At 33.9% G+C, this 21,361-nt stretch carries 23 protein-coding genes; 14 read left to right on the forward strand and 9 right to left on the reverse strand.

Features of this window, described 5'->3' with window-relative positions:
- Nucleotides 1-395 precede the first annotated feature (395 nt).
- The gene (locus tag H0184_RS17910; protein ID WP_221827404.1) at nucleotides 396-923 is read left to right on the forward strand and encodes a hypothetical protein; all 528 of its coding nucleotides are present in this window, start codon (nucleotides 396-398) and stop codon (nucleotides 921-923) included.
- Nucleotides 924-1,461: 538 nt separating this feature from the next.
- On the opposite strand, the gene H0184_RS17915 is transcribed toward H0184_RS17910, so the two are convergent.
- Nucleotides 1,462-2,700 carry an IS110 family RNA-guided transposase gene (locus H0184_RS17915; protein WP_221827405.1) on the reverse strand — a complete coding sequence of 413 codons (1,239 nt, stop codon included), beginning with the start codon at nucleotides 2,698-2,700 and terminating at the stop codon, nucleotides 1,462-1,464.
- Nucleotides 2,701-2,999: 299 nt separating this feature from the next.
- Nucleotides 3,000-4,214: a translocation protein TolB gene (locus tag H0184_RS17920; protein WP_221827406.1), complete on the reverse strand. Its 1,215-nt coding sequence runs from the start codon at nucleotides 4,212-4,214 to the stop codon at nucleotides 3,000-3,002.
- A 366-nt stretch (nucleotides 4,215-4,580) separates the two neighbouring features.
- On the opposite strand from H0184_RS17920, the gene H0184_RS17925 reads away from it, so the two are divergent.
- The 10 genes from H0184_RS17925 to H0184_RS17970 all read left to right on the forward strand — a co-directional run bounded on the left by H0184_RS17925 (nucleotide 4,581) and on the right by H0184_RS17970 (nucleotide 13,922).
- Entirely contained in the window at nucleotides 4,581-4,922 is a 342-nt protein-coding gene (locus H0184_RS17925; protein WP_221827407.1) for a hypothetical protein, read from the forward strand.
- 712 nt (nucleotides 4,923-5,634) lie between these two features.
- Complete coding sequence (locus H0184_RS17930) at nucleotides 5,635-5,892, forward strand: hypothetical protein (RefSeq protein ID WP_221827408.1); 258 nt, start codon at nucleotides 5,635-5,637, stop codon at nucleotides 5,890-5,892.
- 338 nt (nucleotides 5,893-6,230) lie between these two features.
- Nucleotides 6,231-6,497: a DUF3951 domain-containing protein gene (locus tag H0184_RS17935; protein ID WP_221827409.1), complete on the forward strand. Its 267-nt coding sequence runs from the start codon at nucleotides 6,231-6,233 to the stop codon at nucleotides 6,495-6,497.
- A gap of 466 nt (nucleotides 6,498-6,963) precedes the next feature.
- A complete protein-coding gene (locus H0184_RS17940) occupies nucleotides 6,964-7,983 on the forward strand; it encodes a DnaD domain-containing protein (RefSeq protein WP_221827410.1) in 1,020 nt (339 codons plus the stop codon).
- Entirely contained in the window at nucleotides 7,980-9,272 is a 1,293-nt protein-coding gene (locus H0184_RS17945; RefSeq protein ID WP_221827411.1) for a replicative DNA helicase, read from the forward strand. The genes H0184_RS17940 and H0184_RS17945 overlap by 4 nt, the downstream gene beginning before the upstream one ends.
- Nucleotides 9,247-9,672: a hypothetical protein gene (locus tag H0184_RS17950; protein WP_221827412.1), complete on the forward strand. Its 426-nt coding sequence runs from the start codon at nucleotides 9,247-9,249 to the stop codon at nucleotides 9,670-9,672. The genes H0184_RS17945 and H0184_RS17950 overlap by 26 nt, the downstream gene beginning before the upstream one ends.
- Nucleotides 9,673-9,760: 88 nt before the next feature.
- On the forward strand, nucleotides 9,761-9,979 hold the full coding sequence (locus H0184_RS28110) for a sigma factor-like helix-turn-helix DNA-binding protein (protein WP_396953602.1): 219 nt from the start codon (nucleotides 9,761-9,763) through the stop codon (nucleotides 9,977-9,979).
- 775 nt (nucleotides 9,980-10,754) lie between these two features.
- Nucleotides 10,755-11,957, forward strand: coding sequence for a DUF262 domain-containing protein (locus H0184_RS17960; RefSeq protein WP_221827414.1), 1,203 nt, complete (start codon nucleotides 10,755-10,757; stop codon nucleotides 11,955-11,957).
- Nucleotides 11,947-13,041 carry an AAA family ATPase gene (locus H0184_RS17965; RefSeq protein WP_221827415.1) on the forward strand — a complete coding sequence of 365 codons (1,095 nt, stop codon included), beginning with the start codon at nucleotides 11,947-11,949 and terminating at the stop codon, nucleotides 13,039-13,041. Before H0184_RS17960 ends, H0184_RS17965 begins: the two co-directional genes overlap by 11 nt.
- Nucleotides 13,038-13,922, forward strand: a complete 885-nt coding sequence (locus H0184_RS17970) for a hypothetical protein (RefSeq protein ID WP_221827416.1) — start codon at nucleotides 13,038-13,040, stop codon at nucleotides 13,920-13,922. Before H0184_RS17965 ends, H0184_RS17970 begins: the two co-directional genes overlap by 4 nt.
- A 317-nt stretch (nucleotides 13,923-14,239) precedes the next feature.
- On the opposite strand, the gene H0184_RS28005 is transcribed toward H0184_RS17970, so the two are convergent.
- The 5 genes from H0184_RS28005 to H0184_RS17980 all read right to left on the reverse strand — a co-directional run bounded on the left by H0184_RS28005 (nucleotide 14,240) and on the right by H0184_RS17980 (nucleotide 15,824).
- Nucleotides 14,240-14,491, reverse strand: a complete 252-nt coding sequence (locus tag H0184_RS28005) for a tyrosine-type recombinase/integrase (protein WP_313771801.1) — start codon at nucleotides 14,489-14,491, stop codon at nucleotides 14,240-14,242.
- Nucleotides 14,491-14,811 (reverse strand): site-specific integrase, encoded by a 321-nt coding sequence (locus tag H0184_RS28010; RefSeq protein ID WP_313771792.1) that lies wholly within the window; start codon nucleotides 14,809-14,811, stop codon nucleotides 14,491-14,493. Before H0184_RS28010 ends, H0184_RS28005 begins: the two co-directional genes overlap by 1 nt.
- A gap of 19 nt (nucleotides 14,812-14,830) precedes the next feature.
- Nucleotides 14,831-15,175 (reverse strand): tyrosine-type recombinase/integrase, encoded by a 345-nt coding sequence (locus H0184_RS28015; protein WP_313771793.1) that lies wholly within the window; start codon nucleotides 15,173-15,175, stop codon nucleotides 14,831-14,833.
- A gap of 39 nt (nucleotides 15,176-15,214) precedes the next feature.
- Complete coding sequence (locus H0184_RS28020; RefSeq protein WP_313771794.1) at nucleotides 15,215-15,349, reverse strand: Arm DNA-binding domain-containing protein; 135 nt, start codon at nucleotides 15,347-15,349, stop codon at nucleotides 15,215-15,217.
- 88 nt (nucleotides 15,350-15,437) lie between these two features.
- A complete protein-coding gene (locus H0184_RS17980) occupies nucleotides 15,438-15,824 on the reverse strand; it encodes a DUF771 domain-containing protein (protein ID WP_221827417.1) in 387 nt (128 codons plus the stop codon).
- 305 nt (nucleotides 15,825-16,129) lie between these two features.
- Here H0184_RS17980 and H0184_RS17985 point away from each other — a divergent pair, with 305 nt between their 5' ends.
- From H0184_RS17985 to H0184_RS17995, 3 genes are all read left to right on the forward strand, one after another.
- Nucleotides 16,130-17,146, forward strand: a complete 1,017-nt coding sequence (locus tag H0184_RS17985) for an HNH endonuclease (RefSeq protein WP_221827418.1) — start codon at nucleotides 16,130-16,132, stop codon at nucleotides 17,144-17,146.
- Between the two features lie 92 nt (nucleotides 17,147-17,238).
- Entirely contained in the window at nucleotides 17,239-17,412 is a 174-nt protein-coding gene (locus tag H0184_RS17990; protein WP_221827419.1) for a hypothetical protein, read from the forward strand.
- 61 nt (nucleotides 17,413-17,473) lie between these two features.
- Complete coding sequence (locus H0184_RS17995) at nucleotides 17,474-18,811, forward strand: hypothetical protein (RefSeq protein WP_221827420.1); 1,338 nt, start codon at nucleotides 17,474-17,476, stop codon at nucleotides 18,809-18,811.
- 110 nt (nucleotides 18,812-18,921) lie between these two features.
- Here the strand turns inward: H0184_RS17995 and H0184_RS18000 are convergent, their stop codons facing one another.
- Both H0184_RS18000 and H0184_RS18005 read right to left on the reverse strand, forming a co-directional pair.
- Entirely contained in the window at nucleotides 18,922-19,905 is a 984-nt protein-coding gene (locus tag H0184_RS18000) for a tyrosine-type recombinase/integrase (RefSeq protein WP_221827421.1), read from the reverse strand.
- A gap of 167 nt (nucleotides 19,906-20,072) precedes the next feature.
- The gene (locus H0184_RS18005; protein ID WP_221827422.1) at nucleotides 20,073-20,702 is read right to left on the reverse strand and encodes a ParB/RepB/Spo0J family partition protein; all 630 of its coding nucleotides are present in this window, start codon (nucleotides 20,700-20,702) and stop codon (nucleotides 20,073-20,075) included.
- Nucleotides 20,703-21,361 lie beyond the last annotated feature (659 nt).

The following is a 21,361-nucleotide window of genomic DNA, read 5'->3' on the forward strand; positions in this document are numbered from 1 at the left end:
ATTTAGCATTCTGGCTAACCTTATAATACGAAAGGAGCAGAATAGTTGGAGTAGCTGTCCTAAAATAAAGTGAATTTTACCATGTTGGAGGTCTTCAAAATGAAGAAACCATTTGGGATTCAAATAGAGGGTTCTATTTATGGGAACAACAGAAGATTTAGGAAATAATCAGTTTTTGGATTTATTTTTGAGTTCATCGAAAGTAAAGGTTGGAATTTCGGCGGAGGTAGTTTACAGATAGACCAAGAAGGCATTAGGTGCTTTTTGATCTATTGGGGTGATAAATACAACTTTTCACAAATGGCGTTTATGCTTTGGATGCGCTTATGTATAAGTTGAGCTATTTTGAAGGAATTTACATAAGAGGTTATTTTTTTCGAGGAGGCTAATATTACATGAGTTTATATGAAATAGGACGTGATATAGAGCGTCTCAATCATCGGATTACTGAATTAGAAGGAAAAGATTCAAATGATTGCGGGTGTAATGGTGAGCAAGAAGAAGTTTATTATCCCTTTGAAAATAACGACGGAATAGTAATAAAATTTACTCCACTTACACCTTCACAAACCTTAATAACAGTCACAACTAAATCTGGTACAGAAGTTGGCAATGGGTTTATTCCCATAGAAGCAAATAGTTCACTCGTTGAAAAAGATGGCTTTAAGGTATTGACAATCATACATCCTACGGATGCACCGTTTACTCCTTCTGATCACTATACCTTTGCTTATAGAGGACTGGGGTTCGGGAGAGGCTGGTGTAAAAATAGGAATGGATTGAAATGTGGAGGGAAAATAAATTTAGACAAGGATTGCGTAGGTCAAGATTCATATATGAATTGGGCCTCTGGCAAATGTCCATTTTTACATATGTGTGGTGGCGAATGGTATTGGTATCTTGATCCTAAAAGAGTATGTTAAATGCTAGTTAGGAGCTGATTTAACGTTTATTTGGGTTTTCCAAAGAAATCTGCTCTAGTCACATAAAACATAGAACCCACCAATGGGTTCCTTTTTGTTTGAAGGAACAAAATTCCTTATTTAAGACAATCATTAATATCCTGTCTTAGCGCTTTTAAAATTTGTTTTGCCAAAACCAAAGATAACCCTTAGGAAAATATCTGATCTAAACGGTCACTCACAATTTCAAGTCCAAGTTATGGATGCTACTACTCCACAGGTAATATACTTCAGCTAAATGAGCTAAAAAAGGATGTACCGCCAGAAACCTTAAAAGAATACATACATGGCATTCTTTCTCAAATTAAGAGGGGAGATAGCCTATGGAGGTTTTTTTGATAATGTTGATTTTATAATTCAACTAAACCAGCTAATAGTTTGTCAACATTTTTCAATTAAAAGTTTAATTACCTCATGTTATACTAAAAATATTCATGCCAAATAACCTTCCGTTATGCTCTTTTTGGAAGGTTTTGTTGTATTTAGTTAGATATAGATTTTAAGCTATATCCTGGAAAGTAGATCTGCTTTTTAATAAGGCGTAAATCCAATGTAAGAGCTTATTTGTACAGGCAATGATTGCTACTCTAAAGGGTTTTCCTTCTTCTCGTTTCTTATCGTAAAACTCTCGTAGTCTTCTATTGCGTGGAATGATCTCATCCGTCGTTTTCTTTTTACGGGAATCCCGAATTCCACTTTGTACAGCCATATACAATGCGTGGCGAAGCCTACATGAGCCACGTTTGGTTATTCGGTTTACTGATGCAGTAAACTTTCCAGAAGAGTACACACTAGGATCTATACCAGCGAAGTCAACTAACTTCTTGGCATCATTAAACCGATCTATCTCTCCGATTTCAGAAATAATCGTTGCAACGATTTTTTCTCCGACTCCAGGGATAGATTGAAGGATCTCATATTCTTCAATTTCACTAGCGAGGGCATCTATTTCATTCGCAATATTGGATAGATGCTCTTGGTATTGAAGAACAATCTTAACCAAGATTTCAAGGTTAAAAATATGACTATCGTAGAGATTGTTTTGAAAAGGATTACGAAGGGCTGCTTCTCTTAACTTCTGTGCTTTTTCCTTTGCCCATGACTCCGAACGACTCATACATAATGAAGCTATTTTACCCGTTAACTCTTTTTCACTCACACTTAATAGAGCCTTAGAAGTAGGGAACTCTAGTAAAGTAAACAATGATACTTTCGAATATAGGCTTCCAAATACACCTCGATACTCTGGAAATACCTGATCGATTAAAGAATGAAGCTGTAACTTTGTTTTCGCTGATATTTCTGCAATACTCTCTTGTTGTCTTGTTAGATTACGAAGGTTTAAGAGTTGAACTCCACGCTTCTTGTAAGGCTCTAATTCTTCTTTATAATACAATTCACAAAGGTGAAAAGCATCGATTGCATCTGTTTTTACCTTTCTTAGGCTTGAGCTCTTGGCTCTGTGTGAGATAAGAGGATTGACGATAATATAAACATATTTTTGTTCCTCTAAAAACTGAATAACGGGAATATGATAGTGCCCAGTTGATTCTAAAACGACCGAAGGTTGATGACCACCTGCTGATTTCTCAACTTTTTGAAGGAAATCTAATAAATTCCCCAAACCCTCAAGATCGTGATTAATACTAAAGCTCTTACGGTAAGGCTTACCTTTATCTAAAAAAGCTTGTACCTGACTTTCCCCTTTTGATACATCCAGACCAATGACTGGATCCATACTTTATCTCCTCCTAGAAATGCAACATTAGTCGGTATCCCCTAAGGCTTCTTGTAATGTCATAGGTTCGCTTGTTAAACGGGATCTATGTCCCAACCAGCCTGAAACATGTTTATACAAGTAGGGGGTGAACAGTTTAGCTAACGGGATTGAATCCCACGGGTGCGACGTTCTACCCCGACTACCGTAATCATAAGACCATATGAAAAAAGGTCAACCAGAAAAATCTGGCTAACCTTATATTACGAACGGGGTGCAATAGTTTAAGTGAGATCGCTGCGGCGACTTTTACTCATTTGTTACTTTTTAAAAAAAGCAGGTGAAAAGTCTACATCTTCTATCCAAATACATGCTTCTTTCTGCTTGTCATGCTTTATCCATACATCACCATTTTGAATTTCGTCTTGTCTGCGTATCCATGTGAGATAAGAACCAACAGACTGAGGATCTTCATCAAACTCATTTTCTTTTGGAAATGTGATTTGTTTTTGATTGTCTGAGCCTAAATCTATTTCATATAGAGAGGTGAACATTGTAGGAAATGGACCTTCTTTCCATACTTTGTTTTCCTGTGACCGTGCGACAATCACTTTGGAGGGTGACCACCATTCCAAATCTAGGTCTACATAGCCGTTCGGTGTATATTCAACCTGTTTGGTGGATGCCTCTATTTCAGCAATTTTAGTGATCTTATTCTCAACAAAAAAACGCCCTTCTCCTGAAATATAAGCTAATTGGTTTGATTGTGGTGCCCACTTAAACCAATCACTAAATCCTAACATCCTACCAATATCTTTGAACACTTTTCCATCTGAAGATAGAACACATAAAGGATTACTATCCATAGCCCAAGAAGGTGTGGGGGTGCCAAGAAAGCTAATCCACTTCCCGTCATAACTCCACTTAAATTTACCTACATTAACGGCAAATAAATTTTTTTCATCGATTTGGATTGAGTACAATAGCTCCGCCTTTTTCTCGTTTAGATTCATATCCTTTGGAATTCGATACAACTTAATTGGCTCCCAGCCTGTTGGAAGGCGGTTTGAGCTAGCAGAAACAATAAACTCTCTCCCATTTGGATACCACTCAAATCCACTAACCCCTAAAGACACATTTTCAAATCCAAAAGGTCTGTCATCTTTTGTCTTTGTAACGTTTAGTACCCATCCTGATATGTATGCTAGCTCATTTGCAACAGGGGACCAAGTAAAATAAGAAGTCTGAATGCTATGATATGGTTCATAGTTTTCTTTCCTTTTTGTATCATAAACCCACAGGTTAGACTTCTCTCCCTTTTCATCACCGTCGATATAGGCAATAAATCTTCCATCATAGGACCACTGTGGTGAATATACAAATTTATCTTTAGTAAGCTGTATTTCTTGATTTCCCTCTTTTATCCATAACTGGTGATAGCGAACAAACGCAGCCTTCAATGCCACTTCTGCCTTCGTCACAGTTGAGTAATGAAAGAAGAAAAGCATCAAAAATAATAAAATTTTTATTGGCACGGCAATCCCTCCTGCTTATTAGATTACCTAATAGATTTAGGATAATGCTTTAAGCAAAGTGAATCGTTCTTTAATCTAGATAGGGAACATAATTTCTTTTATCTTTTTGAAATAAAGGAGAGAGAATATAGAACAACGAAAGTGTTGCTCTAAGCAGGATATGTACCTATTCTTATTGAAGTAAAAAAGCAGGTTAGTAGAATAAGGGGGATTCGAAAAGTTCGTCACAAAAATTCATGCTAAGAGAGTATATTTCCCTTTCCTGATTCTTCAACTTCATTACAAAATGTAAAATTTATAATTTTTTGGAAAATATTTCTTTTTTATTACATTTGCTAAAGGTAACAGGAAATATAAGGGATTTTATTGTATATTTCTTTTATCTTAATTAAAAAGGGGTGTTTTTTTATTGTAACAGCTTTCTTAGCATGGGCGAAAACCATAACAAGCAAATGGAACGAAATTACTGGTGTTGCAGTTGGAGCATTTGGCACATATTATTTTGTCAATGCTGGCACAGAAAACATATATACCTTTACTAAATACTACTATCGAGAAGAAGGACCTGGATTTTTTGATAGTAATGGTACTTATTATGGGAATTATAAAATCAAGAAAACCCATAGAACTACTAAATCCGCAGGTGGTACTGGTGGTCAATTGTCCACTTTTTATAAAAATTCAACAATTATTGAACCTTGGTTCTAACGGGATGTGATAGTAAATATTGAGATACTTTAGTTTCTTTATCCTTAATTTTGTTATAGCGTATTTCCTTTTCGAATCAAACTATGTTAAGTCTTTATTGTACTCTGTTATTTTATTAATTCTTGTTTTTGTTTTGAAATTATTTCCGTTCAAAAAAAAAGAATAAAATAATAATATAAGTTTCAGTGAACAATTAACACAATCACCATACTTGAAAATTTGTAAAATGAGAAATCCTCAAATTTGGTCATATCATTCAAATTTGAGGATTTTTATTTTTATTAGCTTTTTTATTTAGAATTTTTTTAACGGTGTAAACCAGCATTTTCATGATGATGTTCCATGGTAGTGATATTGTAATTAACAAAATAATGTATTTCTTTTCTATTCAATAAAAAATTAAACAGACGCATGCAATGATAACGAAGTTAAGGAAAATAAATTAGGAATTCAACCAAAATAAAGACTTACTAAAAATGAGATTCATCAAGTTGTAGTTACGCTTTCCAAAAGATTGTGAATAAGTGTACTTAAACTAAAGGGTGCAAGAGTTAAAGATCGAGATGGCTGCTGACATCTCATTTTTGTTGCACTAACGGGCAGGTTAGTGTAAGAAAGAAGGGTTTTTATAGATAAATATAGAACTGTAAAATTATGAGAAAGTTTCTAATTAAATTCATCTAAAGAATCTATTTTTCTTGGAGGATTTCAAATGAGTAAGAAAAAATTCTACTTAATAAGTTTTTTAATTACTATTGCTTGTGCTTTTATCCCTTATCCTTATGGGGAGAAATTAGAATCCCAACAATTAACTGGTTTTCCAGCACAAGTATTCGATTTTTATACTATTGATAAGTTTCAATTTGGTTTTCAACTGTTGGGTTTTATATTTAACTTTTTCTTTTTTTACTTTTTCTTTTTTTTATTAGTGAAATTATCTTCAAAGTTTTTCGGCAAAAAAAGTTTATAATCTCTTGTCTAAAAGCTAAGCTGTTGCAGCGGCAACAGCTTGTTGCTTTTGAGCTAACGAAGCGGGTTAGTGTCAGAAGAATTTGTTTAAAAAGGTCAGATTTAAAATTTAAATTATGATTATTCTCAAAGGGAATAAAAAAGTATCTTGATAGGATAAATGTTGCCCTTCCCAGAATTATTTACAGATGTATAACATGTATGTATGGTGTTTCCAATATTCTAGAAGTACAAAAGAGAGGGGAATAATTTTATCGAATGAAACTAATGGACTTTGTTATTCGTATAAATTAACGGAATTGATTATTAGATTTTCGGAATTAAAGAGGGGGAATATCGGTGGATTCATTGGTTATCATGGGAGCAGGATTACCTACAATAATATTTATAATAGTACTAATTAGTTTTTATAAAGTGTTTGTACAGAAGAAAAGTGTGACCCCGTACTACACTCCATTTGATGAAATAACTGGACAATCTCAAGTGGAATTTCACGTAGAACAAGAAATTCTTGCAGTAGATGAGGACCAGGGGGACGATATCAATAAAAGTAAGAAGATAAAGAATCCCAATGACTCCAAATGTGAACTACTTATGCAACTATAGGAGGCGATTCCTCAATAACGAGGGGTCGCTTTTTTCTATTGAAGTAACGAAGCAGATTAACTCGATAAGAAAAAACCTCCTTGTTAAAGGGAGGCTTTGGATTTAGTCTTGTTTGAAAACGAAGGTTTGTTTGAACTTTCGTGCGGGATACTTTTCTCCATTTTTCGTTTGTTCATTTGGTTTTTCTCTCCAAGTAACAACAACTTCTATCACTTTCGCTTTAGTGGAGACAGGGAGATTTTGATGGTGAAAAAAGTCTTGTGTTTTCGGTAAGTCTTCGCTGAATACGCATTTTTACCACCCTAAGCACGACAATAAAGGTTGTGGAAATTACTAAATCAGAAGGGACCCATAAACTCGTTTGTCATAAAACATTCACAAATTTTTGAATTGACCCTGTCTTTTTTCTTCTTTTTTACCTATATAAAGGGTGAAAGTATTAGCAAGAAGAAGGGTAGTGTTGTGGATGGCTAAGTTTAGAAAAGTGAGCACGGATTTTTGGGTGAACCCGATTCATTCAGAGGAGATGACTCCAGATGACCGGCACTTTTATTTATATCTTTTAACCAATCAACGGACGAAACAAATTGGAATCTATAAAACTACGATCAAGCAAATAGCCTTTGATATGGGCTACACAATCGAATTTATTCAAACATTAATGGAACGATTCATCCAACTTCACCGGCTGGTTCGTTATAATCCTAAAACGAGAGAGCTCGCGATAAAAAACTGGGCGGAATATAACTTTGATCGAGCCGGGAAACCCATGATGGATTGTATTTTCTCTGAATTAAAAGAGGTCCAAGATATCTCCCTGATTCAATATGTTGCGGAGTCCATTCATAAACCAGAATTCCGCAAACTTTATGATTCGTTTTGTAACATAGAAGAGAGTACATCCAGCAAAGAAGTGAGTCATCATGAAGAAAATAATACATATCTAGCGCCCGTATGGGAAGAGAAAGACGAGACTTTGACGACTCGTCAGACGATACGTGGACAAGAAGAAGAAAAAGAAGAAGAGATAGAGAAAGATATAGAAAAAGAAAAACCACAAGAAGTTTTTCAGCCCAAATTGGAAGGTAATCTAAATAATGAGCATCACGTGCAGGATAAGCAAAAAATGAAAGATGTGAAAGAAATTATTGCATTTTGGGATAATAATGGATTTGGTTTTAGCAATGTGAATGCAAAAGAGCAACTATTATCCTGGTTAGATGATTCTCGCTTCCTGCAGCCGAAAGCCGTCATTTTAAAGGCATTGACGATTGCGTGTACCAATAACAAGCGAAGGCTGAGTTACGTGCTGGGGATTCTAAAAAATTGGGAAAACGAATCATTACTGACGGTAGAAGAAATTGATTCCTATCAAGAGAACCAAAAGCCTGCAGCGAATAATTGGAAAACAACGAAACCAGTTCCGAGCGGAAGAGATATTCCAAGTGGGTTTGACCAAGATATATCGGAAGGTGAAGATTGGTGAATCTAGCGGAAAAAGCGTACTTAGGAAGCCTGATTAAGGCAGAGTACTTACTCAAGGATACCGTTATTCAGCCTGATCAACTGGAAAGTGTGCGGCATCAAGAATTAATGCGGAGAATGCTGGAATTAACCCGGGCAGGCAAGAATATTGATTTAATCTCTTTGGCATCTTTACTTGACCTTGAGTTCTTTGGTGGAATGTCCTATCTATCTGAACTGTTATCATACGGTGATCTAGAGAAATTCGAGAATACGGAGGAGCTCATTCTATCTTCGTGGAAGGAACGAGAAAAAAGGAATATCTTAACGGTGGCAACAGTGAGTGATTGGGAGATTTCGAGAATTACCACTGAACTGGATAAAATCAATCAATGTAAAATGAAGGATCATACCTCCTTAACAGAGGCATTGGCAAATATGTATGAGGCACCATGGGAAGACCCAATACTTCTGAATACAGCCACAACAGGAATCAAAGAGCTCGATGTAATGACCGGAGGCTTTCAGAATGGGGAAGTAACGATTGTGGCAGCAAGACCCTCCATGGGAAAAACCGATGTTATGCTTCATTTCGCCAAAATGTCGGGCTGGGCCGGGTTCATACCGCTGATATTTTCTTTGGAAATGCCTGAAAAGCTGATTACCTCTCGACTCATTGCTTCGACGGGAAACGTTAACCGAAGAAAAATGAGAGATCTGAAAAGGATGCTTAATCAAAACCAAAAGAATTCCTGGTTCGATGTTCTCGGTCAACTGGCTAAGACCAATATACAAATTTTTGATGGAGCTGGGCAAAGTATGGCCGAAATAAGAGCGAAAACGAGAAAAATGATACACCAATTTCCATACAAAAAACCAGTCATTTTTATTGATTACTTAACATTGATTTCTTCAAGTCAAGTGTACGGAGGGAATTCCCATCAACAAGTAACAGAAATATCCAAATCACTTAAAACAATGGCAAAAGACTTTGATTGCCCCGTAATATGTTTGGCACAGCTTAATCGATCGGTAGAATCGAGAGCAGATAAAAAGCCGATGATGTCTGATATTCGGGAATCAGGCAGTGTGGAACAGGATGCAGATGTCATTTTGTTCCTGTATCGTGAATCCTATTATGACAAGGAAACAAAGAATCCTTTCCTTGAAATCATTGTATCGAAAAATCGAAATGGTCCAGTGGGGTCAGCGTTTGTGGATTACAACGAGTGTACAGGTAGAATCGAGGACCAAAAGATAAAAACAGAGAACAGGGTGGTAGAGGGTGTTAATAAAAGACGCTTACCTTGATTGTTTTCTATACGAAGATTCTACATTGGCCCATTATATTCACCATTTACTAGAAGAGAAGAAGGTTTCTTTAGAGGATGACATTTCCAAACTGAATTTTGATTTAGCAAACCATCAGCAAGTGGCAGAAATGATTACAACCAATGTACTAGGAATCAATAAGGTTCGAGTTTACTCATTAAAGATGAACCAGAGGGATTTTGTCTTTATCTTTGCCCTTAGTGAGGAAGAAGCCATTCAGTTGTATGAAAAAACATTTCATCAAAAGCCGTTAAAGTGTCATGAATCTTTACTAGATTTCGAGTTTTACAGAGGAAAAGAGGTGATTTCGTTTCGGGACATGAGGAAGGAATATCGGTGTTTCCCTGCGATAGTGGGATATTTTTCCCAGGGGAGTTGAATGTACATCTAAAAGAAACGTCCCAAATTAACGGATTTTTTATCATGTTCAAAACAACCACGACTAACGTTTAACATTACCATAGGGATTGTTCCTCACGGTTCAAGTTAAAACGGTCTTACAGATAAAAAAGAAAATTATTAGAATCCGTTTTGGCTTGGGAAATGGAAGATCACATACACTTGAAGAAATAGGTAATGTAAACGGGGTAACTAGAGAGAGAATAAATCAAATTGAAGTGAAAAATATTCGTAAAATTCGTACAAGAATACGAAGTCGAAAGCATAAAAAAAAAGAAGATTTATAGGGTAAACTTTTATAGTGTACCGATATTATTAGTTCGACCCCGACCACTGGTATCTTTAGGTGAAATCGAGTTAATTTAAGAAACGATAGAACACCTATAAATGTTGCTACATCAATGTTTGTGGGTGTTTTTTGTTTTGTAAAGAAAAGGGGTGAAAAAGGTGGGCTTTGAAATCATTTTACGCATTTTTCACACAAGGTTAAAGAGCTAAGAAATTAATTTGTCAGGTAATTGTGTGAGGATTTATTAAATATTTTAAGAAATAAAAAAATCACTAAATGCCAACTATTGAAACTAATAAAGAGGTGTGCCCTTTACTAAAAGGTCGTAATTACTAATAAAATAGTGTCTTTTGATTTCCCACTAGTGATCAATTTGTAATTTTTCTTAGAAGTTGTGTATCCGTTAAACGACCGACCATAATTCTTCCTACAATTATATTTCCCAATTCATTCTGATACCGTGCAGGTAGCACCAGTATCAAGATTAGAAAAGCAACTGTCCCTACGAAAAGTGTATAGAATAAAATATTGCTATAATAGAAAATACCGTTAATAAAACTAAACATGTTAAAATAGTAGTGGGTGAACTTAGTAATTAAGAGATAGAATAATTCTGAGTATGTTGAAATTTATTTTTCACCTTCGTAGCCTTAATACTAAATTAAATTGACGCATGTATTAATATATACCTTGGAAGAATACCTTAAGGTGGTAATCACCAATATGATATATTTATAATCATAAAATTCATCTTAAAAAGAGGGAAGTACTTATTGTTATCGAATATTATCACAACAAGAGTAAATAAATGGGGTGAGAGAATGGAGTACGGCAATAACGAATTTATATCATATGATGGTACGGAGCCAGAATCTATAGAAGATTGGGATTCAGAAGAAACGCCATTCGATGCAGATAAAATTAGAATTGAACAAAGAATGGTTTCGTTAAAATATATGAAAGAATTAATTGATATGGACTTAATGAACTTGAATCCGGACTTTCAGAGGAACCGAGTATGGAATGAACCTAAAAGAAAATCATTACTAATAGAATCATTAATGCTAAGAATTCCTATTCCTGCATTTTATTTTTATGAAGATGAAGATTCTATCTTGCATGTAATTGATGGCTTGCAAAGGTTACATACAATTAACGATTTTTTAAATGGGAAATTTAAATTGAAGTACCTACAGTATTTACATGAATCTTGTAATAATAAAACTTTTAATGAGTTGGAAAACAAATATAAGCAAAGGATTTTTATGACACAGTTTCCTGTAAATATTATTGATGCTCGGACACCGTCTCAAGTTAAATATGACTTGTTTAGAAGAATAAATACTGGTGGCGTATCTTTAAATGCACAAGAAATAAGAAATTCTATAGCTAAGCCCTCAGTACGGAAATTTTTAAGAGGTCTTGCAAAATCTACTGAGTTTAATTTGGCTACAGATAACGGTGTAAACGATGATCGAATGGCGGCACAAGAATTAGTTTTAAGATATGTAGCATTCTATAGAGCATATGACTTTGAAAAAAGAACTTTAGAATATCATAAAAGTGATTTGGAGTTCTTTTTAGACAATGCTTTTGAAGAATTGAATAAAATGAGTGATAATGAGCTTTCTAAATTTGAATTCTATTTTAAAAATGCAATGCAAAATGCATTAATACTTTTTGGAAAGAAAAGTTTTAGGAAATATAATAGAACAACCATTAACGACAATAAAAAGAAATTAGTAAATAAATCTTTATTTACATCACTAAGTGTTATGTTGTCATATATTGATACTGAATTTATAAAAAGTAGGGTAAATACAGATTTAGCACTCAATAAACTAATTGCACTAATAACTGAAGATAGTCGTTATTCTGATGGTTTAACGGTAGGGACGAATTCAGTGTCAAATGTTAAATACAACTTTAAGCAAACAAGATTATTAATTGAGGAGATTCTAGATAATGTGGAATAGGGTAAAGTTCAAAAATTTTAAAAGTCTAAAGAATCTAGAGCTAGAATTAACAAATATTAATGTATTGGCTGGAGGAAATGCTGCTGGTAAGTCTAGTATCATTCAGGGAATACTTTTGGCAAAAAGTACATCGGAAAGCCTTAAGAAGAATGAAATTGAACTAAATGGACCTTATAATCTGGCTCTTGGAAGATCAGAACATGTATTGTGCTCAACTGCTGATTCAGAAAACTTCTCTATTATCTTGAGTAATATGGAAAGAGATTTAATATATTCTTATAATTTAGATCTTCTTAATAGACCATACACTGTTGAATTAGATAATCTATCTTCTGGGAATATTGAGCTTTTTAAAGAAACTAAACTTCACTATTTAAATGCTGAAAGACTAGGACCAAGAAAGGGTCAAAAATTTGATCCAAAAGAGTCTTTGATGACAGGTTATAATGGTGAATATGTTAATCATGTATTAAATCGAGCAGATGATCTACATATCCAAGTTCCAGAGAGTATTAAGAACCGAAATGGTTTAGAAAGATTTTCCACACAAGTAGAGGCATGGATGCAGTTGTTAATTCCTGACTTTAGGTTAAAAGTGACTCCTATTAAAGAAGTAGATATGGTTACTATTTCTTATGGTAATAGTGGGTTAGGACATTTTATTCCTCCAACCTCTACTGGTTTCGGTATATCATATTGTCTACCTATTATTACTTCTGGTCTTTTGGCGTCTACTCAAGAGAATTCTGTACTGATTGTAGAGAATCCAGAAGCGCATTTACATCCTGAGAGTCAATCTAGAATAGGTCAATTCTTAGCATTAGTTAGTCTAACAGGCGTTCAACTTATTGTCGAAACACATAGTGAACATGTTGTTAATGGTATAAGAATACAACTAGCTAAAAGTGATGCAACAAAGAGTGGAATAGTTCATTATATTTCACAAATAGAAGGAGAAACTGTAAGTTCTAAAATCGAAATATCAGAAAATGGAGAATTAAGTAATTGGCCACAAGGATTCTTTGACCAAGAAAAGAAAGATTTATTCGAACTCCTTAGGTTAAAAAGGAGTAGAAGAAATTGAACATTGATTATATCTTATTAGAAGAAACTCTTTATAGTGATGAAAATCTAAATGACTCCGAATTAAAAGCTAGGTTAAACGAATTTCTTAGTATCTGTGAAGAGATTGTTCAATTTGAAGAGGAAAACATTCTTTACTCGTTTGATTTGTACGATCAATATATAAAGGGTGTAGAATTTGCAAATTGGCTTTATACAGATGATAAATTTTTTGCTGATGAGAAAAAATTACTTAGGTTACTAATTGAACAATCTTTTGTAGATGACGACTCACTATATAAATTGTATAGGTCACAAATTAATAAAGAATTCAGTGATAGAAATATGGCTGCTATGCATATCTTAGCAGAATTAGAAGACTTAGTTCCGACGGAGATTTCAGTATATGAAATAGAAGATTGTTTCAAAATAAGAAGGTTATTTTTAGGCTATGAAAGAGATAGAATTAATTTTTGTAGTTCTATAAATAGGGTATTTCCGAAATTATATTTGGGAGAGAATGTTGAGAATACGTTAAGACATTTTAATCCAATCAGTGATCATATTAAGGAATTAATTACACATCTGACAGCTCTAAATGATCATGCTTTAAACTTATTTGAAGAATATTCACGTGAAGGGGAAGCAAAAGTTTTGAGTATGCTTTCTAGTACTACGGGTATTATTTGTTCTCCAGAAGGAAATCATCAAACTGTTGAAACCTATCTCAAATTTAGGTTCAAAGATAATGAGGGTAATATTCAGCAATTAAGTTGTTCTCCTCATACAAAGCTGTATAGAGCAGATTCGAATTATCGTATCTACTTTACTTGGAATAACAACAGGTTGCCAGGGTTACCAGAGATTCTAGTAGGACACATTGGTGGACATCCTTATCCTTAACAAAAATATTTGTTAGACTTCTTATAGTGAAAAAGTGGACTAGAAAATGAGAGTGTATCGCCAAAAATCTTAAGATACCAGATTAATAGCTATAAAAATATTACTCTTTTTTTCCAATTTTTATAACTAGAAGTATTTTTGAAATGGTATATATTTCACTAACTTTATGTTAAAAATGCTCAGAGTAAATTCTCTGAGCATTTTGTTTGTATTTTACTAGTACTATAGAAAAAATCATTGTAGATCAAAATTGTTATTTACTTTGTTTAGTTGTCCACTGAATGTTTATATACGACTATAACATTATTTTTTGGATTTTACATATTTTCAAACGTATCAATTGTCAGTTTCTCCTCTTCCTCCCGCAATTCCTTAAGCACATGAGTATAGTGCCTATAAGTCGTTTCGATATTGCTGTGTCCCAAACGTTCACTAACATAATTTACTTCAATCTTGGGATACAATAGAACACTTGCATGAGTATGCCTCAATCCATGTATCGTAATTGGAGCAATTCCAAGTTCTTTTAAAGTTTTTTGTAAGAGTTTGTTGGCATTGGTGTTGCTGATTACTCTGTACTTGGATTCTGGCTATAAAAGACTAATCCATACATATTAGGTGTTACCTTCTCGAAAAGTCTTCTAAATGCATTCATTGTCTTTTTATCTAGTTTGATAGTATGGTTGGATGCTTCATTTTTCGTTAGACCGAAACCTTGGAAATGCCTTTTTGCATAACCCCATGTTTTGTTAATGGTTATTGTGTTGTTTTTAAAGTCGAAATCCTTTCTTGTTATTAATCCCACTAACTCCCCAAAACGCGCCCCAGAAGTCAGCCCTAATAGAATTAGATAATACCCTATCCCTTGGTTTAACAAACTGTAAATCACTTCTTGTAATCTTTTGGTTTCAAAAAAATTTAAATGTTTTTCTTCTGGCTTCTTTGCAGGATTGATTGGTCCATGTTAATACTGCTTTCCTTGTGAAATCATGCTGAATTATTTGTTCCTCAATAGCATCCTGCACACATGACCTTATGTGGGTGTTTACCTTCTCAACATTTTCTTTAGCCTTATCAGAACCAAATTTGTTTAAAAACATCTGGTAGTCATGACGTTTAATTTCCTGCAATGGTTTGCCACCAAAATATTCTTTAATTGCTCTAAATGTATAATCGTAATGAAGTTTGGTTGTTTTAGTTAAATTAGATTTATAGAGTTTGAACCATTTCTCGAAATACTCATCAAACGGCATCGGCTTTAGATGTGGTAATAATCCTTTACTTAATTGAGCTTATATTTCTACAGCAGTTATTTGTGCCTCTTTTTTGGTTTTGAATCCAACTTTTCTTATCGGCTTCGCTACACCGTTAACCGTGTGACTCACGGTAAATTGATAGGTTTTACCCCGTTTTTGTATACTTGCCATTCTCAGATGTCACCTTTCTAATGTTTTTTGGGGTTTAACCAAACACGGTAAAAAGGGGGTGCTTGGTAGTTGTGTATATTAGTAGTCTTTAAGAAAAGATCCGGTCAAAGTTTTCATCTAAAAACATTGCCATTTTTGATGCTTGAAATGACCAAGTTTGTCCTTTACTTCCTGGATAGAATACAAATCCACCATTTTGTGCATCCAGTACTTTACGGAAACGTGAAGGATAAAGGATATATTCTTTGATCCATTCACTTTTTCTATTCACTCTTTTTTCAAGATCTTGCATTGACCAGTAGACTCCTACTAACTGAATTTTTTTCAGTTCTTGTAATTCGATTTTAGAAATTATGATGCTATCCGCAGGTACAGGGATGTTTATATTAACTGATAGTGATTGAACATAACTCGATACCTTTTGATGGTAGAAAAGTTGATTTTCTCTTTGATATTCTTGAAAGATAGTTGCCATTCTGTTCACCTCCTAGTTGAAAAATATTTATCAAAGATACTTGGTTATCGGTAGTATATTAGAAAACTCTTTGGGTTAATTTATGGAAATTTTGTGATGTGAAACGGTAAATAGCTTATGTATTTATAGTAATATTGATTTAGTAGACCGGAAAATTTGCTGGGGGGTACCAGAAGAAAGTTATTATCTAAAATCATTTATAACTGATTTGGGGATTAGGTTAGTAAAGACTATTTATTTTTTAGATGGTATCGATAAAATACATTTAAAATGAAAATAGAATATACATATAAGAGGAGTATAAAATGGCTAGTCCGATTACTATTTTAAAAAACAACGACTTATTATTTGAAGCTAAGAATATACAAGAAGCAGCCAGGTTTTTTGAAGAATATTTTAATTCAAGTAAATATAAATATTATGACTCTATTGAGAGAGGATATGTTTATAATATTCCTTACTACGATGGGGAAGATGAATATCATTTTGTTGCACCTAAAGAAATCGCAGCGAATCGTCGTAAAGAACTTGAAGAAAGAGGGCACAAAAATGCCCGCCGTGTTTGGTTGGTACCTGCTAATCCTAATGATTATGACGTAGAAGGTGCATTTAGCTTTTATGATACGATTGATTGGAAACGTTCTTTTAACTATGAAAATGGCGATATACTATTTATTTATGTATCCGGTAATATCCGAAAGGTCCGCTTTAAGGTAGAAGTTATAGAAGGTATTGTAAAGGATAAAGATATTACATATGATAAAAAATTCTGGTTGGATGAAGAAAAATATAAGAAGTCTAAGGAGTATGATTATACAAGAATTCGATTACTTGATGAGATAGATACTTCAGAGCTTTCTCTGGCTAAATTGCGCAATTACGGTCTAAAAGGAAATATTCAAGGAGCTATGAAGCTTAAGGGAGAATTACATGACTATATCATGTCATTTTTTGAACATGGCTTAACGGAAGGATATTATCCTGAAGAAGTTTCTGAGGGGTTAGAAGAAGGAAAACGTAAAACTATTAACGTTAATGTATATGAGCGAAATCCCCTTGCTAGGAAGAAATGCATGGATTTTTACGGTGTTCAATGTCAAATATGCAATTTTAATTTTGAAGAGAAATATGGGGAAGTTGGCAAAGATTTTATTCATGTACATCATATTGTTCCCCTACATCAAATACAGGGGGATTATAAAGTGGATCCAATTAAAGATTTAATTCCTGTTTGTCCAAACTGTCATGCAATGTTGCATAGATTGGAAAATGGCACCTATTTATCTGTAGAAAAATTAAAAGAACGGATTAAAAATAATTAAATGATGCTTTAACGTGTCACAAGATACTGCAAAATTACTAAAAAGTTTAGGAAAGGAGAAAAGGAATTACCATAGATTTTAAAAGTTTTCTTATGGATGAATATAAGTTAGGAGAAAAATCAGCTCGTGATTATGAAGGACGTTTGAATGGAATTATAGCAAGCGGTATTTATAATGGAGAAAGAGAGGTTTCACCTAGTCTTATAAAGCTAATTGAAGAGAAATTTCCAAATTCATTCAATCATTATCGGCTTACCATAGAATGATATATTGAATTTAAAAAGCGTTGAAAAAGGGATTGAATTAGTATAAAAGTAGGTGATTGAGATGAATATTAGTATAGGTCAACGTGAATATATGTTGGAAATACTTAATTATGAGTACGTTGTACCTAATGAATTTCATGCATGTATTAAAGATGCTATAAAAAAATATGCTACTAATAGCAGATATTCTGAGGCAACCATTGATTCAATGTTAAAAAAGCCTCAGAGCATGGCAACGAGTATTAGTGCAATCAGGGATAACAATTTAAGTCTTTTCAGAGGTAAATTTGCTGAATGGCTGGCATGTATTGAATATAATGCGTTAAAAAACAAGGGAAATGTTTTGATGACAATAATTAATCCTGATTCAACTTCAAAGGCAGATTTAATACATATCATTAAAAAGGGTGATAAATATGAAGCTATCCCCGGGCCAGATATTAAATGCGGGGGTAGTACGTATGTCTTAGACCAGTGGAACAAAATTGTAAATAGTAGATATGACATACCTATGGTTGATATAGATGGTATTCTGACAACCGAAGAAGGATTAAAAATGCTTACTAACAAGCAAAGAGAGAAGTTTGAACAGCTTAAACAAGTACATCCTAAGAAGAAACCTATTAAATCGGAGTGGAATAAACAAGACATTAATAGGCTTATGATGGATTATCTTAAATATGTAAGCGATGGTATTACACCCGCTGATTCAGAAGATAGAACGTTTGTTGCCAGTAAAGAAAATCGAGAAAGAATAAGAGCTAAGTTATCTAAACTACCAGGTAAAATAGAAAATCGGTCTAGCTGGGATGAGCTCTGTAAAAAAGCTTCTGAATTACCAAATATACCAGAAAATTATTTGAATCATATGACCATCGCAAAAGTAGAAAAGAAAAAACTCGAAGAAGTATCTAAGAAAAATACTAAAGTTTCAACTGAAAATATAAAATATGCAAACGGAAAGGGAAATAATAAAAAAACCAAATGTCTACAAGAGGATAAAAAAGTTAACAAATCCAAGCAGACAGGCTTTACAAAAAAGGTAGCAAATTTCTTTGGATATGCATCTCGTACTGAAATGGTGCTTGATGTAGGTGGAAAAATATTAACCTCTTCTCCAGTTAAAGCCGCTGGTAGAGTATTGGTGAACAAGTTGTTTAGAAGGGGTTCGGACACGGGATCAAGTCTCATTGATAATCAGAGGAATGAAAAAACCTTCAATAATTCGATAGAAATAAAAAATAGTGCAAATGAAAGAGCTAATACAAATAATGCTATCCATGCTTCTCGTAGGGAACATAATGTAAAGGGGCATGGGCAGCATTACAATACAAAGGAAGGTCCGATTTGGAAAGAAAAAGAGCCATATTCACGTGGGAAAAAGGATGAAAGTATATAATTATTATTATGTTGAGTTTCTCTATAATAATCTATTAAGCAAGGGATAAAGAATAAAGAATATTAATGTTTTTAGACAGAATCCCCCTCGTAATAAGAGGGGGATTAATATTAATCATTATCAGTATCAGGATCAGAATTCGGCCCAAGATAAATTCGAGTTACATCATCTCGTCCATGGCCTAATTGTTCAGCTACTAGCTTACGAGATGCTTGGCGTGAAAAACCTTTACCAATAAATTCTCGATAACTTTCTCTGACAAAAGAATGGCGGAGACCATGGTATGTTAGTTTTGATTGTACGGTGTAATCATTATTATTACTATCTAAATAACCCTGTACTGGGTCACTCTGCTCTGTAAATTTAGAACGATTATTGATGATCCAATTTTGGATACTTTTCTTAGCTTGCATATGATTGCGTCCATGGTGAACAAAAACTCTTTCATATGATGCTTCTTTTAAAATGTTAGAGATTATCAATTTAGCTTCTGAATCGAGGGGAATATCTCTTAATATTCTGTTCTTAGTATTTCTCAAGTATAAAAATCCTTGAGCTAAAGCTTCTTTAAGTTGAGTTCTAGTCAAAGCAGTACATTCTTCTAATCGGACACCACAATTCCTAGCTAGCTTAAGAGACCATACAACATCATTTCGATTCATTAATAGTGCTAGATTAATAGCAGCATTATACTCTTTTTCAGTCCAAGCACGATCTATTTGTTTTTTCACTCGTTTTTCAACACCCAACAAATCATTTTTAATAGTTAGGTGATACTTTGTTTTAGGAATAAGTTTGTGAAGCTTCCTGATTGCAGATAGTTCGGTCTTTAATGTTGATTTATCTACACCTGCTGCGATGGATTCTTCAATAAAGCTAATAAGATGTTTATCTTGTAAGTTCCTGAAGTTTTGAGAACGGTATTTAATAGCAAGATGCTTACAAAAAGCCCTTAGCCCATTCCTATATCTTTCGGTTCCTCTGTAACCTTGTTGATGATTAGTGTAATTAAAAATTGCCACTATCTGATTCCATAGATTATTAAAAAAGGCCAGCTCTTTTGCGGTAAGTTTCCAGTTGCGTTTCTGTGACATGTTTAATCCTCCTGTAGTTCGTAGTCCGTTATTAGTGTTGTTAATAGATTAATAAAATCCTGTGCATCATTTTTGCTCTTGTTATCCCTAAATTGATGGCAAAGATTTTCTATTTAGGATAGATACTTCTTGTTTTGCTTTTGAATTTTCTTCTTCAAGTCCAATCATTACAGTGTTTCTTTCACATGAGAATCTTCTTCTATATATTTGACATGATTTTCATTGATTTTAGGGAGTTGGGCTAGCTGCTGATAATATTGTTTCTGAGTATCCATATCTTTTGTTGCAAGTGTATATCCAGCCCCCATTGTTAACTTATTACACCCCAGTAAATCCTTAAATTCATCACTTAAGTTGAATAATTTTCTATATCGCTCTAATTTTGATTTGGTGATTCCCATAGTAGTGGCTCCATCCCGTATTGTCCCAGTTTGGGACAGGTGATAAGATTGTTCAATTAATCGTAGAATGTTTTTCTCCACCCCACGTCGTAAGGAATTATCTGCAATCATAAATTGTACTAGTTCAGATGTACTGCCTTGAACTATTTGGCAAGAGACAGTGGGATAATTTAAGTCTTTTGCAATTCTTAATCTATTATGACCGCATAATAGAATTGAATCATCTGTAATCAGTAATGGTTGTAAAATCCCATGTACTCTGATATTTTCTTTAAGTTCATTGTATAAATGGTCAGTTAGAGGTGAGAATAGCGAAAAGTTGTCTTTATGCTCTCTAATTTCCTCAACCGGTATTTGTATTACTTCATTTTTTATTTGCATTATTTTCAGCGCCATTTCAATTACTTTTTAAAAAAGTGCATACTTAACCCACTGACAAAATGACTGATTTCATGTCTAACTCATGGCAACTTCCAGGGAGAACCATTGATAAATTAGTAATCTATAAAATCTATCTCAGTTTATAAATTTGTAAGTGATTAAGTAAGAATGTCGACACCCGCAAATGCAAGTGGTTGATCTATATCATCTTCTAACGACATAGCAAATCAAATATGAACCCGAAAATACAGGTGACTAGAGTCTTTGCTAAGTGCATGATTGTATCGTTTAGTTCACCACTAAATAAAACGATCCCTGCTTTTTTTTACCGCCAAAGGAAGCGATCGGCTCTCGATTTGAAATGGCTGCCTACAATTCCATTAACCTTAATATCCGTCAATCTATTTAAGGTCTTCATAGATTATGGAACCGATGTACAACAAAGAGGATGACTTGTCTTATCATCCTCTTAACTCCCAGAAAATATGGTTATTAGGTAAACTCCTCTTTTTCAAAAAACAAAAAGGCCTGTATAAGGACATAGGTAAACACACTCAATTCTTTGAGTATGTTACACTAGTCTTTACACAGGCCTATATGGCTGATTATCGACTTTTAAGATTATATCTTACTATCATGCATTTGTATTTTTTGGCTTGGTTAGCCTTGGTTTA

This window comes from Neobacillus niacini, from assembly GCF_019749295.1.
GTDB classification, from domain to species: Bacteria; Bacillota; Bacilli; order Bacillales; family Cytobacillaceae; genus Neobacillus; species Neobacillus niacini_D.